Origin of the sequence: Aeromonas sp. s7(2024) (assembly GCF_040907825.1) — a bacterium.
GTDB lineage: Bacteria > Pseudomonadota > Gammaproteobacteria > Enterobacterales > Aeromonadaceae > Aeromonas > Aeromonas veronii.
Map to the genome: position 1 here is coordinate 1 of NZ_JBFOCM010000014.1, position 13,579 is coordinate 13,579.

The 13,579-nt window shown below is 61.1% G+C and carries 10 protein-coding genes and 3 tRNA genes; 3 read left to right on the forward strand and 10 right to left on the reverse strand.

Annotated features, from left to right (window positions below):
- The 3 genes from AB5Y73_RS04675 to AB5Y73_RS04685 form a co-directional block, all read right to left on the reverse strand.
- Nucleotides 1–73 (reverse strand) — tRNA-Met (locus tag AB5Y73_RS04675).
- 88 nt (nucleotides 74–161) lie between these two features.
- Nucleotides 162–238: transfer RNA gene (locus AB5Y73_RS04680), tRNA-Met, on the reverse strand.
- A gap of 94 nt (nucleotides 239–332) precedes the next feature.
- A tRNA-Met gene (locus tag AB5Y73_RS04685) sits at nucleotides 333–409 on the reverse strand.
- Between the two features lie 196 nt (nucleotides 410–605).
- Here AB5Y73_RS04685 and glgX point away from each other — a divergent pair.
- Nucleotides 606–2,669 carry a glycogen debranching protein GlgX gene (glgX, locus tag AB5Y73_RS04690; RefSeq protein ID WP_107684872.1) on the forward strand — a complete coding sequence of 688 codons (2,064 nt, stop codon included), beginning with the start codon at nucleotides 606–608 and terminating at the stop codon, nucleotides 2,667–2,669.
- Between the two features lie 94 nt (nucleotides 2,670–2,763).
- Here the strand turns inward: glgX and AB5Y73_RS04695 are convergent, their stop codons facing one another.
- The 3 genes from AB5Y73_RS04695 to AB5Y73_RS04705 all read right to left on the reverse strand — a co-directional run bounded on the left by AB5Y73_RS04695 (nucleotide 2,764) and on the right by AB5Y73_RS04705 (nucleotide 6,460).
- A complete protein-coding gene (locus AB5Y73_RS04695; protein WP_107684873.1) occupies nucleotides 2,764–3,483 on the reverse strand; it encodes a hypothetical protein in 720 nt (239 codons plus the stop codon).
- A 198-nt stretch (nucleotides 3,484–3,681) separates the two neighbouring features.
- Nucleotides 3,682–5,319: an ATP-dependent endonuclease gene (locus AB5Y73_RS04700; protein WP_107684874.1), complete on the reverse strand. Its 1,638-nt coding sequence runs from the start codon at nucleotides 5,317–5,319 to the stop codon at nucleotides 3,682–3,684.
- 262 nt (nucleotides 5,320–5,581) lie between these two features.
- Nucleotides 5,582–6,460, reverse strand: coding sequence for a helix-turn-helix domain-containing protein (locus AB5Y73_RS04705; protein ID WP_100653632.1), 879 nt, complete (start codon nucleotides 6,458–6,460; stop codon nucleotides 5,582–5,584).
- 180 nt (nucleotides 6,461–6,640) lie between these two features.
- Between AB5Y73_RS04705 and AB5Y73_RS04710 the strand changes: the two genes are divergently transcribed.
- Together AB5Y73_RS04710 and AB5Y73_RS04715 are read left to right on the forward strand one after the other, a co-directional pair.
- Nucleotides 6,641–7,558: a DMT family transporter gene (locus tag AB5Y73_RS04710; RefSeq protein WP_181497275.1), complete on the forward strand. Its 918-nt coding sequence runs from the start codon at nucleotides 6,641–6,643 to the stop codon at nucleotides 7,556–7,558.
- Between the two features lie 66 nt (nucleotides 7,559–7,624).
- Complete coding sequence (locus AB5Y73_RS04715; protein ID WP_118853757.1) at nucleotides 7,625–8,491, forward strand: LysR family transcriptional regulator; 867 nt, start codon at nucleotides 7,625–7,627, stop codon at nucleotides 8,489–8,491.
- Nucleotides 8,492–8,567: 76 nt separating this feature from the next.
- On the opposite strand, the gene AB5Y73_RS04720 is transcribed toward AB5Y73_RS04715, so the two are convergent.
- The 4 genes from AB5Y73_RS04720 to AB5Y73_RS04735 form a co-directional block, all read right to left on the reverse strand.
- On the reverse strand, nucleotides 8,568–9,344 hold the full coding sequence (locus AB5Y73_RS04720; protein ID WP_101530293.1) for a TSUP family transporter: 777 nt from the start codon (nucleotides 9,342–9,344) through the stop codon (nucleotides 8,568–8,570).
- Nucleotides 9,345–9,541: 197 nt separating this feature from the next.
- A complete protein-coding gene (locus AB5Y73_RS04725) occupies nucleotides 9,542–10,297 on the reverse strand; it encodes a tRNA-uridine aminocarboxypropyltransferase (RefSeq protein WP_118853756.1) in 756 nt (251 codons plus the stop codon).
- 173 nt (nucleotides 10,298–10,470) lie between these two features.
- Nucleotides 10,471–11,682 (reverse strand): ROK family transcriptional regulator, encoded by a 1,212-nt coding sequence (locus AB5Y73_RS04730; RefSeq protein ID WP_005333476.1) that lies wholly within the window; start codon nucleotides 11,680–11,682, stop codon nucleotides 10,471–10,473.
- 132 nt (nucleotides 11,683–11,814) lie between these two features.
- Nucleotides 11,815–13,482, reverse strand: a complete 1,668-nt coding sequence (locus tag AB5Y73_RS04735; protein WP_100645734.1) for a methyl-accepting chemotaxis protein — start codon at nucleotides 13,480–13,482, stop codon at nucleotides 11,815–11,817.
- Nucleotides 13,483–13,579 lie beyond the last annotated feature (97 nt).

Consider the following 13,579-nt stretch of genomic DNA (forward strand, 5'->3'; position numbering starts at 1 on the left):
TGCGGGGGCCGGATTTGAACCGACGACCTTCGGGTTATGAGCCCGACGAGCTACCGAGCTGCTCCACCCCGCGTCCGAATTGTCACCCTCAAGCCGAGCAGTAGCTTGGTGGCGTTTGTCGGCTTTCGACTGTTTACACAATCGCAAGCTGACGAAAGAGTTGGTTGCGGGGGCCGGATTTGAACCGACGACCTTCGGGTTATGAGCCCGACGAGCTACCGAGCTGCTCCACCCCGCGTCCGAATTTTTATCGAAGTGGCCAAGCAGTAGCCAGTTCGATTTCTCCTTTCCCACCAACCGGTTACACCGGTTTGACTGGTCAGGATCTCAGATGGTTGCGGGGGCCAGATTTGAACTGACGACCTTCGGGTTATGAGCCCGACGAGCTACCGGGCTGCTCCACCCCGCGTCTGAGGTCGCCAATAATAGGCGCCAGCGCACAGATTGCAAGTAAATATCTCAAAAAAAGTTTATTCGTAGATTAATCGGACAAATAGTGCGGTCATTAGCAGCATCATGCTGTTTTTTCAGGCAATCGAGTCCTTGCCAGGCATCCGGCACTACACTCAATAAGGTGAACACTCCTCATTTTGGGTAGGTAGAATATGCGCATCTCCGCCGGTCACTGCCGTCAGTTGGGGGCCACACCCGACAGTAACGGCGTCAACTTCGCGATCTGGGCACGCCTCGCCAGCCGGGTCGAACTGCTGCTCTTCGCAAGCGCAGACGATGCGACCCCAGAGGTGATCCCCCTATCCCCGCGCCTTAACCGCACCGCCTACTACTGGCATATCCATGTGGAGGGGATCTCGGTCGGGCAGCGTTACGCCTATCGCATTCAGGGCCCGTGGCGCCCATATGGCGGCACCCGCTTCGATGCCGAGAAGGTGTTGCTCGACCCTTACGGCCGCAGCATCGAGCTTGGCGCCAATTACGATCGATGGGCGGCGGCCCGTCCAGGCAGCAATCTGACTTGTTGCGCCAAGAACAAGGTGGTCGATACTCGCCACTACGACTGGGAAGGAGACAAACTGCCCGCTCACTCCCTCTCCCGCTCGGTGATCTACGAGCTGCATCTGGGGGGCTTTACCAAGTCCCCGAGCTCCGGGGTCGATCCGGCGCTGCGTGGCACCTATCTCGGATTGATTGAGAAGATCCCCTACCTGCAATCTCTCGGTGTCACCGCCGTCGAGCTGCTGCCGGTGTTCCAGTTCGATCCTCAGGATGCGCCCAAAGGACTCTCCAACTACTGGGGTTACAGCCCCATGTCCTTTTTCGCCCCCCACGCCCAATACGCCTGCGGCGATGATCCGCTGACCGAATTTCGCGACATGGTCAAGGCGCTGCACAAGGCCAATATCGAGGTGATCCTGGACGTGGTTTACAACCACACCGCCGAAGGGGGTGATGATGGCCCCACCTTCTCGTTTCGCGGCATCGACAACGAGGCCTACTACATCCTCGACAACAACCAGAAGGACACCAACTATTCGGGCTGCGGCAACACCTTCAACGGCGCTCATCCGGTGGTGCTTCGGATGATCATGGACAGCCTCCACTTCTGGCGTCAGGAGATGCACGTCGATGGCTTCCGCTTCGATCTGGCCGCCATTCTGTCACGGGATGAATCGGGTCAACCGCAGGCCAATGCCCCCACTCTACGCACCATAGATACCGACCCCAACATCGCCGACATCAAGCTGATTGCCGAAGCCTGGGACGCGGGGGGGCTCTATCAGGTGGGGTCACTGGCCGGCGCACGCTGGCGTGAGTGGAACGGCCAGTTCCGGGATGATGTGCGCCGCTTTCTGCGCGGGGATGACAACAGCGTCACCGCCTTTGTCGAGCGGCTGTGCGGCAGTCCCGACATCTACCACTATCACCACGCCGATCCCGAGAAGAGTATCAACTTCGTTACCTGCCACGACGGTTTTACCCTGTGGGACTGGGCCAGTTACAACAGCAAGCACAACGAGGCCAACGGGGAGGAGAACCGTGATGGCTGCGATCACAACTTCAGCTGGAACCACGGCCACGAAGGGGTGACGGAAGATCCCCAGATCAACACCCTGCGGATGCGCCAGGCCAAAAACATGATGGTGGCGACCCTGCTCTCGGTGGGATCCCCCATGCTGCTGATGGGAGACGAACTGCTGCGCACCCAGCGGGGTAACAACAACGGCTACTGCCAGGACAATGCCACCTGCTGGATGAACTGGCTGCCCAATGCCCGAAGTCAGGAGATGTTCCGCTTTATGAAGGAGCTGATCCAGTACCGCAAACACCTGTTCCAGCGCCCGGAGCAGGAGAGCATGCCGCTGTCGCTCACCGAGATCCTGCGCCACAGCGAGATCTGCTGGCACGGGGTCAACGCCGGGCAACCGGATTTCAGCTCCCACTCCCACGCCATCGCCATGTCGGCGCTGTCGAGCGAAACCAAGCTGGCGCTCTATGTGCTGTTCAACGCCTACTGGGAACCCCTCACCTTTAACCTGCCGAGCCCCCCCAAGGGGGTCGGCGGCTACTGGCGGCGGATCCTCGATACCGCCCTCCCCTCGCCGCAAGATATCTGCACCTTCGGCATGCCGCTGGAGGGATTGACCCGGGAGTATCTCGCCCAGCCGCGCAGCAGTTGCCTCTTTATCTGCGGTGCCGACGATTTCTATTGATCGATTGCTGTGAATTGATAGCAGCGATACCTGCAAGCCAGATATGCAAAAGCCCCGAGTGTTGGCTCGGGGCTTTCTCTTTTCAGCGCCAGTGTCAGATCAGCTGGTGCAACACACTGGTAGCGGCAATCTGGGCGATCAGCAGGCCACACAGGGAGGTGGAGACCACCACAGGCGCGGTATCACGCTGCAAGTAGAGCGGGCTGAACCAGAGCAGCAGAGAGGCCACCAGCAGCGCTGCCTGGGTCACCACCGCCGGGATCAGGGCATCGAGATTGGCCTCACCCCCTTGCCAGCCCACCAGCACTGCCAGCCAGACAAGGCTGGCCATCGCCCCCATCAGACCGGCCAGTGGCAACAGGGTGTTGAATGCCTTGAGACGATGACGGGCCCGCAGCAGCATCAGGTGGGCAAAGGCAGCCCCCAGTATCGCCATCTGCAGCAGGCCGCTCACCCAGCCCTGCAGTTGCAGCAGCCCGATGCCATAGAGAGCGAGCGGCAACGCTGGTAGCCAGAGCAGTGTCGAGGGGACTGAACGCTTGCCCTCCAGCCGTGACTGGGCCAGTGACAAGCCGACTCCGAGCACCAGTGCGCCCCCACCACTCCAGATGAGCCAGCTGGCCGCCTTGGCCTCTACCGCCAGCATCAGGGAGAGCGCGGTAATGACCCAGATGGAGAAGAGCTGCTGAGTGATGCGCGAGCGCTGGCCAGGGCAGATATCACCGCGCCACAGCACGATGCCGAGGGCGATCAGGGCGCCAAGCGCCATCAATCCGGTGAGAGGAAATAGCCAAAAAGGGAGTTGGACGAACACGACGCCTCCAGCAGTAAAGATTCGAGGTGCGCCACCGGGGCGCCAGAGAGGGGCGAGTATACCCAAACCGGCGGCTATCCCCAATCGCGACAAACAATCGTGGGCAAACTATCCGGGGCAATTTGCTGCCATCAGAGCCCACCTTGAGGGGCGCCCTGCTGGCAGCCATATCCATAGTGACGGGATGCAGCGCTGGCGTTAGCCCTGACCGCGGGCCAGCGCCACCACCCGGGCAAACATCTGGCGGATCACCGGCGGAATATGCTCGGCGCCGAGCCGCTCAGCCTCTTCCACCACCGCCAGCGCCATTCCCGGCTTGCTGCGGTGATGGATCGCCTTGTTGATGATGTGACTGGCGCTCCACATGGCGCGCCCACCCACCCCGGCCTCGCGACGAAACACAGCTTCAAAACCGTTGTGATAGAGGTAGTGCTCGATGTCTGCGGCAGGGAGCTGGGTCAGTCGGTCCCGCTCCCGCTCTCCCTTGAGCTGGCCCCGGGCAGAGGTGGCATACTTGAGCCCCGCCTCATCGCCATCGGTCAGCAAGTGCCACTCGATGCCAAAGTCCCGCGCCACCTTGATGAGCGGCGACTGGCCGCACTGGGCAAACTCGATGATCCGCACCCCTTCGGCCCGCAAACTGTAACCGCAGATCTGGGCCAGCTCGGAGAGCAGCCAGATCTCGGTCTCCCCCTCCACCAGCAGCCAGCAACGGGCAAACAGCGACATGGGGCGGTTGATCCGCACGTGGAAGGCGATCTTGCGCAGATCGTCGCTGCTGTAACGCTCGCCCCCCAGCTGGTGACAGAGGATATCCTGCTGACGGCGCACCAGCCGCCGCACCTGATTGAGCGGCAGGGAAGAGAGCAAGTCCCCCGAGTTGGTGGTGAGCAGCTTCTGGCCCGGCAGTTGTTCCAGCAGCCCCCACGCCAGCGCCAGCATGGTCGGGTGCAGCCGGCTCTCCGGGTCCTCCAGTATCATGATGGGACGGGCCCCCTCCTCCAGCTCGCGGTTGCCCCGCGCCTGCAACAAGGTAGCCGCCATCCCCGCCATCGCCAGCTGCAGCGCACGGTTATCGGCGCGGCGCAGCAGAGTATGCAGGTTGCCAGGATTGCGCAATGTCATGGGGCGATTGATGATGTCGCGCTGACTGCGCGGCTTGTTCTTGATGGGGGCCAGGGCGTTGAAGTAGTGATCCATCAGCTGGCGCACCGCCTGCAACGCCTCTTTGAGCTCCGGCTCGCCGATCCGCTGGGGTTCGTCGATCAGCTTGTCCGCCAGTTCGCTCAGGCGATGCTCGGAGAGATCACCCCACTGCAATGTCTCCACCCCGTTGCGAGCGGTACGAGCGTCCCGCAGCCGGAACACCGGGTTCATGGTGATGAGCATGCAGACCAGCTCGTGGGTGTTGGTGATGGGCAGGCTCTTGCCTACCCCGTCGAGAAAGTCGTGAATGGTGAGCACAGAGCCATCCGCCTGCAGCTCGGCGCTGGCGCGATAGTGAATGCGGTGGAATTTGTCCTTGTGCAGCACCCAGGAGGGGCAAAGACGGGCCAGCCGACGGGAGTGCTGACACATCTGGGGTCTGTGCTCACTGAAGGTGAGCACCAGTTGCAAGTGGCGCGCCGGGGCCAATTCGGGATCTTCCGGTTGGTGAAAATCCTCGGCGGTGAACTGATAGGGCTCGGCATCCTGCCCCAGCAGACACCAGAGGGCGCGCAGCAGGCTCGATTTACCCCAGGTATTCTCGCCGATCAGCACTGTGGTCTGATCCAGCCCGAGCGACAGGCGATTTATACCGCGAAAACCTTTGACTTCAATACGTTCCAGAAACATCCAGCCATGTCCACATCATTGTGATGGGGCAATAGTGGCAAAGTTACCGGAAAAATCCTATCGCAGGCGGGGCTTTTTCAACGTGAACTGTGAGGCACTGCAGGTTCGGGAGGGGTAACGACAGCGGTGCGATCTTGCGGGGCATTCCAGTGGCTGAACCAGAGATGACGGGTACGGATTTGACGTTTGCGATAATTCAATGGGCATTCCTTTCAATGGATAAGTTGTAGAGAGTACACCTCTTTTGCCCAAAGTCTCAGGGTTATCTGTGACGAGAAGATGACAATTGCGCCCGCCACTGCCCCGGCGTCAAACCAAACGCCTCGCGAAAACGATTACCGAAATGTGCCTGGGAAGAAAAGCCACACTGACTGGCGATGCTGGCCAGCGGCTCGGGGCCAGCCAACAGCTGCTTGGCCCGTTTGAGCCGCAGCCCAAGCAGATAACGATGGGGCGGGCAGCCGAGACTCTGGCCGAACATACGGGCAAAGTGATACTCGCTCAGCCCCGCCTGCTGGGCCAGCTCTGCCAGCGTGACCGAATCAGCCAGATGGGCCTGCAGATACTCCTGCACCCGCTTGATCACCACGGGCGCCAGCCCGCCGCGCAGAGGCGGCAGACCGGGAGCCTCCTCGGTGTGGTGGCGATAGGCGTGGAGGATCAACATCCAGGCGCCGTGGGAAAGTGCCAGCCGATCGACCCCGTGCTGCCACTGCAGTTGCATCAACTGGCGCTGCACCAGTCCGGCCGCCTGCGGATCGTCGATAAAGGTCTTGTCCACCAGTTGCAGGTGGCGCCCCTCCTTGTCACACGCCTCCTCGGCGATACGGGTGAGGTGAGCCGGGGTGAAGTAGAGATGAAAGAAGTGAAACTCTTCGCGCACCAGCCACTCGGATCTATGGTGATCCGGCATGATGCACACCTTGCCGGTGCCACCGTGCCCACCCGGCCCATCGAGTCGCTCGGTCTGCTCGCCTCCTTGCAGATAGACGCTCAGGGTGTGGTGGCCCGGCTTGTGATAGCGGGTCTGGTCATAGCAGTTGCGCCAACTGGCGACGCCAAGCCCGGGTTCGAGCCAGCAGGCGTCCTCCAGCCGGGCGCCGGTGCTGACCAGTGCATCAAATACCCCTGCTGTTTTCATTCGCCCCTGCCGCCTGTTCCGATGTACATGTTATGTCGCTGCTTATGCCGCTGCCATCCATCTTACCGACCGCGCCCGCAGATGACAGCGCAGGGAGATGAAAAACCGCAAGATGGTGCAATCCAGCCATCAGGGCTAGCCCCATAGTGGGTCATCTCTCCCTGACTCACCGGAACTGTGATGAACCTGATGCTCTATCTTGCCACCGTGCTTATCTGGGGCAGCACCTGGATTGCCATCGCCTGGCAACTTGGCCCCATCCCCATCGAGGTGTCGGTGCTCTACCGCTTTTTGCTGGCAGCGGTGGCACTGTTTGCCCTGCTCACCGCCAGCGGCCGCTTTCCGCGCCTGCCGTGGCATGGCCAGCGCTATGCGGCGCTGCTCGGTGCCCTACTCTTTTCCACCAACTTTCTCTGCTTCTACCACGCCACACGCTATATCCCGAGCGGCATGTCGGCAGTGATCTTTGCCAGTGCCAGCATCTTCAACGGCCTCAACCTCTGGCTGTTCGAGAGCAAGCGCCCCACCCTGCGCTGGTTGCAAGGCTCCTTGCTGGGACTCTTTGGCACCCTGTTACTGTTCTGGCCGGTGCTGGCGGATGCGCAATTGGGTGCAAACGGCTGGAAAGGGCTGCTGCTCGCCTGCGGCGGCACCCTCTGCTTTTCGTTGGGCAATCTGGTCTCGGCACGGGGCCAGCGCCACGGCTACCACGTACTGCAACTGGTGCCCTGGGGCATGGTTTACGGCGTGGTGCTGTTGCTGGGCTGGGTCACATTGCTCGGGCAGCAACTGGTGGTGCCGACCGATGGCCACTATCTGGCGGCCATGGTCTACCTCGCCCTGTTTGGCTCGGTGATCGCTTTTACCGCCTATCTGACGCTGGTGGGGCGCATCGGTGCCAGCAAGGCCTCCTACGCCACCGTGCTCTTTCCGTTGGTGGCGCTTACCCTCTCCACCTTTTATGAAGGCTTTGTCTGGCAGCCGGTCTCGGTGGCCGGAGTGGTGATCAGCCTCATCGGCAATCTGGTGATCTTCGCGCCGCCCTTGAACGAATTGCTCATTCGACCGGCCAAGGCAGCAAACGCCCCTTGCTCCTGAGCCAGTCAGCCCCTAAGGTAGCGCTCAATCTGTGACGATCCTGATGGCGATAAACAAGGGGGCTAGATGTTACTGGAAGGGCTGGAGACGCTGAGCCTGCTGGCAAGTGAAGGAACCATGGCCAAGGTGGCCAGTCGCCTCTATATCAGCCAGTCGGCGGTGAGCAAGCGGATTGCCCAGCTGGAGCAACGCCTTGGCAAGAAGTTGATCGAGCCGGAGGGGCGCCAGATCCGCCTCACCCCGCAGGCAAAGGAGCTGCTGGAACGAGTGGCCCCGAGTCTGGCCGAAATGAAGGGGGTGCTTGCCGATAGTCAGGATCTGGCGGATCAGAGCCCCCTCCCCATCGCCAGCTCCGAAACCCTGCTGGCGGGTTATCTCGCCCACTTTATGCGCGACTATCTGGAGCGCGATCCCCACCTTGCCCTCTCCACCCACCACACGCCGGTCATTCTGGCGCGGGTGCGCAGCGGTGATGCCCTGCTCGGCATCTGCGCCGGTCGGCTCCCGCCCGGCCATGGCCTCGACGCAGACCTGCTACTGGAAGAGCCCTTCTATCTGGTGGGCGAGGCGCAGCAGAGCCTGCCGCCAGCCAGCGCAGAAAGCAGGCGCAAGATCCTCACCATGGATCTGGAGAACCCCTCCAACCGCTACCTGCGCGAACCGCTGGCAGATTTGGGGCTGGAGCCCGCCATGGAGCTCGACTCCTATCTGGCGCTCATCGAACTCGCCAAGGCAGGTATTGGCCCTGTGCTGCTCCCCGCTGGCCTGCTGGGGCTGGTGGGCGAACAGGGGGAGATGGCGCGCCCACTGCCCGGACTGGGCCGCCCCCTACATCTGGTCTACCGGCCAAACAGCCTAAAGCGAGAGCGGATCGCCAGGCTGGTGAGCGCCCTGCACCAACACTTTCGCCACTGCAGCGACACGCCGCACTAGCCGTGTAAAACACCAGATATGACAACGGGGCCCAAGGGCCCCGTTAACACTTGCGATGCGGCAAGCAAGGCGCACATCAGATCCAGGCAAACAGCTCCGGATACTGGCTCCACACCAGCTTGGCAGACATCAGCAAGGAGACGGTCACCAGCAGCGGCTTGATCAGCTTCACCCCTTTTTTCAGCACCATTTTGGAGCCAAAACGGGCGCCGATAAACTGCCCCAGCGCCATGCAAAAACCAACACTCCACACCACCTTGCCACCTAGCGCAAAGAACAGCAGGGAGGCGATATTCGAGGTGAAGTTGAGCAGCTTGGTATGGGCGGTGGCGCGCGCCATGCCAAAGCCCGCCAGCGCCACGAAACCGATGGCAAAAAACGAACCTGTGCCCGGCCCGAAGAAGCCGTCATAAAAGCCGACACCGCCCCCCACCAGCAGCGCAAACAGCATGGGAGTCAGACGGCGGGAGCTCTCGGCATCGCTTACCCGCGGCGAGAAGTAGAAGTAGCAGGCAAAGGCCATCAGCAGGAAAGGGAGCAGGCGCTCGAGAATGGCGGCGTCTATGGTCTGCACCGCCAGCGTGCCGATAGCCGCACCGATAAAAGTGCAGATCACCGCAGGCCAGATCATGGCCCACTCCAGCAGCCCCTTGCGGGCATAGAACCAGGTGGCGGAGAAGGAGCCAAAACTGCTCTGCAGCTTGTTGGTGCCAAGCACCAGCGCGGGGGGCATGCCGGTGGCCAGCAGAGCAGGTACCGTCAGCAGACCGCCGCCGCCAGCGATGGCATCGATAAAGCCGGCGATGAGCGCCACACCGAACAGGGCAAACAGGGTAACCAGTTCCAATTCCATCCATAGACCTCACGAGAGTGGGTTGCCCGAAGGGGTCAGGCAACCGGAGAACACCAAAACGACGTTGTGCGGGGGGCACAGGCTGTTCGCTATCCTAGCGGGCCACTGACCATGAATCTAACGAAACAGTGGCAGCCAATTGATTCCTGATTTTCATTGATTTGAGCTGTCAGGCCCTGCCCCCTCAGAGGGCTCCGTTAGCAAGCCGGTGAAGTGACGTTCGCTTCCTTGATCGCCGCCAGCGCCTCACAGAGATGATCCTCATCGGCACCGGGGAAACGGCTGACCCGACCGGCCATGTAGCGGCTGCTGAACAAGTTGAACCAGTGCTGCAGTGCCTGCCCCGCCTTGAGCTCCCCCGCCACTTCCAGCACGCAGGCCGCCACTTCGGCGGTGCAGAGGTGCTCCTCGCTGTTGGCGACCCGCATGCCGTAAGTGGAGAGCGCATCCGGTTTGATGGCCAGCACCGGAAAACCGTCCAGGTAGGGGCTCTTGTTGAACATCTTGCGCGCCTCCGGCCAGGTGCCGTCGAGCAGGATAAATAGCGGTTTTTTACCCGGTGCCAGCGTCACCTCGCCGGTCAGGCGGGCAGGCTCCTTCTCGCAAGCGGGAAAGACCACATAGGGCTGCCAGGCGGGATCGGCCAGCAGGGCCAGCAACTCTGGATGGGGCTGGGTACGTGACCAGAGAAACGCCCAGGTGGAATCCGGCAACACATCGGCGATCAGGCGACCGGTGTTGGAGGGCTTCATCGGCTCGCTGTCATACATCAGCAGGCAAAAGCCCGCCTCCGCTTTGAGCTCGGGGCGCCACTCGCAGGCACACCAATCCTCGCGCAGCTGACAGGCCGGACAGCGGGCCAGGGTGCCGCCACGGGCAAGAAACGGTCGGGTAGAGATACTCTTGCGCCAGGCCCGCAGGCGGTTGACGGCGTGATCAGGAACAGGCTTCATCTAGGTTCACAACTGGAGTCAAAACAGGAACGGCAGCGATGCCAACATGTCATGGCGCCACAGGGAGCGATAACAGGGGGCTGCCGGAAAAGCGCAAGATTGTACCGAGTTACGCGCTGGCGGAACAGCAATCCCTGCCCCTTTCGCCAAACGCAGTGCCAACCCCTCTTGCCTTACGACTCCTGACAGCTGCGCAGCAGCTCCAGCAACAGGCTGCCATCGCGCAGTGCCTTGTGAACCTGCACCGAAGTGGGCTTGGTGGGATCTTCGTAGAAGTGGGTGGATTCAATCTGCAGCCGCACCAGATATTCGGCTGGCAACTGGCTGGCCAGCGACTGGTGCAGCATGGGGAACAGCAGCCGATCGGCACGGGTGATTTCCCCTCCCAGCAGCAGCTTGCCCGGGTTGAGCAGGCAGATGAGATTGGAGAGCACCTTGGAGAGGCGACCCGCCGCCTGATGGAGAATATCCTGACAGAGGCTGTTGCCTGCCAGCGCCAGCTCGCACAGCTCGCGGATGGTGACGCTCTCTGGCAAGTCGTGCTCCTGCATCCGCTCGCGCAGATCCCGGTATTGCGCCTCCAGCGCCTGATTGGTCACCAGGGTGCAGGCGCAGCCAAAGCCACCGCAGTAGCAGCGCTGCCCATAGGGCTCGAGCTGCAGATGGCTGAGATCCCCGAGCAGCGCATTTTCACTCTCGATGAGCTGGCCATTGACCACCATGCCGACCCCGATGTCGTTGTGGACAAACACCAGCACCGCATCGGCACAATTTTTGGCGGCCCCCCACTCCCGCTCAGCCTGGATCCAGGTGCGCACGTCACCGCTCACCAGCACAGGTACCGAGAACGCCTGTTGCAGAGTCGGGCCAAGGGGCCAGTTGCGCAGATCGTAGAAGGGGAAGTGCTTGACCATGCCGGAGTGGCGCTCTACCTGACCTGGCAGACAGAGGGCGATACAGGCCAGACTGAGGGACTTTCTCGGCAAAAACACCTTGATGGCATGCACCAGACTGCCCAGCAGATCGGCGCGCTCCTCCTCGGTAAAGAGGTGGCGCTGGCGAGCCAGCGAGCGACCGGAGAAGTCAAACAGCGCCATATCCACGTAGCCACGGCCAAGACGCATGGAGAGAAACTGGAAGCGGCGCTCGTTAATGCGCAGCAAGGTCTGACGACGGCCGCGCCCCACCGAACTTTCACCACAGGTAACCACCAGCCCCCCATCGAGCAGTTCCCGGGTGATCTTGGTGATACTAGCTGGCGAGAGACCGGTCAGGCGGGAGAGATCGGTGCGCGACAGCTCCTTGTGCTCTTCCAGGCTGGCATAGACCAGGCCGTAGTTGAGCTGCCGGATCAAATCGATACTACCTTTCACGATCTCATTCATAGGGTATGGGGCAAAGGCTGAAAAAAAGAGGCTGGCAATTTTCACACATTATTGGTCAATCCCCAAATAAAGTGCGGCCTGAACCGGGGGTCAGGCCGCATCTTGTGGTTGCCGTCACGGACCAGTGCAAGATCAATAACGGAATTGCGAGACCAGTTTGCGCAATTTGTCACCGGTATTGGCCAGATCGCGGGTGGTACTGTTGGATTCCACCGCCGCGCTGGTCAGCTCGCTGACAATCTGCTGAATGGCCACCAGGTTCTTGTTGATCTCCTCGGAGACCGCGTGTTGCTCCTCGGCGGCGGTGGCGATCTGGATGTTCATGTCGTTGATGGTACTGACCGCCATCACCATGCTGTCGAGGGAGCTGGCGATATGGCTCGCCTCCTGCACCGTCTCCTGGCTGCGATCCTCGCTCGCCTGCATCACCTCCACCGCCTGCTTCACCCCGCCCTGCAGACGTTGCAGCATCTCGTTGATCTCCTTGGTGCTCTGTTGGGTACGACCGGCCAGCGAACGCACTTCGTCCGCCACCACCGCAAAGCCGCGTCCCTGCTCACCGGCGCGGGCCGCCTCAATGGCGGCGTTCAGCGCCAGCAGGTTGGTCTGTTCGGCAATGCCGCGAATGACCTCCACCACCGAGCCGATCTTGGCGGTCTCTTGCGCCAGCTGTTCGATAACGCCGGAGGCGGTATGTACCTCCCCCACCAGCCGGTTGATACTGTTGATGGCCCCGCTCACCACACCCCGGGCGGCGTCCGACTCACGGGCCGCATCGCTGGTTGCTGTCGCGGCATTGGAGGCACTGGCCGCCACCTCCTGAGCGGTGGAGCTCATCTCGGTCACCGCAGTGACCACCTGATCGGTCTCGCGGCTGTGGCCCTGCATCTGATGGTCATAGTGCTCGCTCAGATGGTGCAACTTGTCGACCGCGCTGAAGAGGTGGTTGCTAGTCTCGCCCACCTGACTCACCACCGACTGGATCCGCTCGACAAAGCGGTTGAAAGCGCTGGCCAGCTGGCCAATCTCGTCCTGACTCTGCACCTTGAGCCGCTGGGTCAGATCCCCGTCGCCGTTGGCGATATCGTTCAATGCCAGCACCGCATCCGCCAGCGGCTTGGTGACCCGGTTGCCCACAATGACGGTCGCCGCCAGGGTGATTCCGAGGATCAGCAGGATCACCAGCACACTGCTCTGCAACGAGGCATGCATGTTGCTCTCGCGCTCTGCCCGCAAGGCCGCCAGCTCGTTGTCGATATCATCGATATAAAAACCGGTACCAATGGCCCACTGGTATTTGTCCAGCACCAGAGTAAAGGCCAGTTTGGGAGCATCGCGACCGATGGAGGGCTTGGCCGTCCAGTATTCGGTAAAACCATCCCCCTGACGGGCCGATTTAAGGATCTCCTGGATCAGCAATTTGCCCTTGGCATCCTTGTCGTTCCAGCGGTTTTTCCCCTCCAGCTCGGTACGCACCGGCAGCAGTATGGTGTTGCCCTCGAAGTCATAGACAAAGAAGTAGCCGTCACTGCTGTAACGCAGCGGCCTGAGCAACTCTTTGACCTTTTGACGATTTTCCGGAGAATCCGGCAGGGAATACACGGCATCGACGGCGGTTTTGGCCATCATGATGTAACTGCTGAGCAGCGCTTTACGCTCCTTGATGGCATTTTCCCTCGCCACCACCAGATCAGACTCCAGATCACTCTTGGAGACCATGTAGTTACTGAGATTAACCACCAGGGCCATCAACAGTACGGGGACTGCACCCAGTAACAGGATTTTCTGCTTTAGCGTCATCTTTCACATCCTTGCAGCTGTTTTTATTGGAATTCCTTGCTTACTCATCAGTATAGGTGCTGGCAGGGCGAGCCCAGCTTTCGTTACAATTCCCTTA

Bases quoted from the DNA above. Each gene is read 5' to 3' on its own strand.
- AB5Y73_RS04700 (WP_107684874.1), bottom strand. From the start codon at position 5,319: ATGTTTCTGGAACGTATTGAAGTCAAAGGTTTTCGCGGTATAAATCGC.
- AB5Y73_RS04705 (WP_100653632.1), bottom strand. From the start codon at position 6,460: ATGAAAACAGCAGGGGTATTTGATGCACTGGTCAGCACCGGCGCCCGG.
- glgX (WP_107684872.1), top strand. From the start codon at position 606: ATGCGCATCTCCGCCGGTCACTGCCGTCAGTTGGGGGCCACACCCGAC.
- AB5Y73_RS04730 (WP_005333476.1), bottom strand. From the start codon at position 11,682: ATGAATGAGATCGTGAAAGGTAGTATCGATTTGATCCGGCAGCTCAAC.
- AB5Y73_RS04710 (WP_181497275.1), top strand. From the start codon at position 6,641: ATGAACCTGATGCTCTATCTTGCCACCGTGCTTATCTGGGGCAGCACC.
- AB5Y73_RS04720 (WP_101530293.1), bottom strand. From the start codon at position 9,344: ATGGAATTGGAACTGGTTACCCTGTTTGCCCTGTTCGGTGTGGCGCTC.
- AB5Y73_RS04735 (WP_100645734.1), bottom strand. From the start codon at position 13,482: ATGACGCTAAAGCAGAAAATCCTGTTACTGGGTGCAGTCCCCGTACTG.
- AB5Y73_RS04725 (WP_118853756.1), bottom strand. From the start codon at position 10,297: ATGAAGCCTGTTCCTGATCACGCCGTCAACCGCCTGCGGGCCTGGCGC.
- AB5Y73_RS04715 (WP_118853757.1), top strand. From the start codon at position 7,625: ATGTTACTGGAAGGGCTGGAGACGCTGAGCCTGCTGGCAAGTGAAGGA.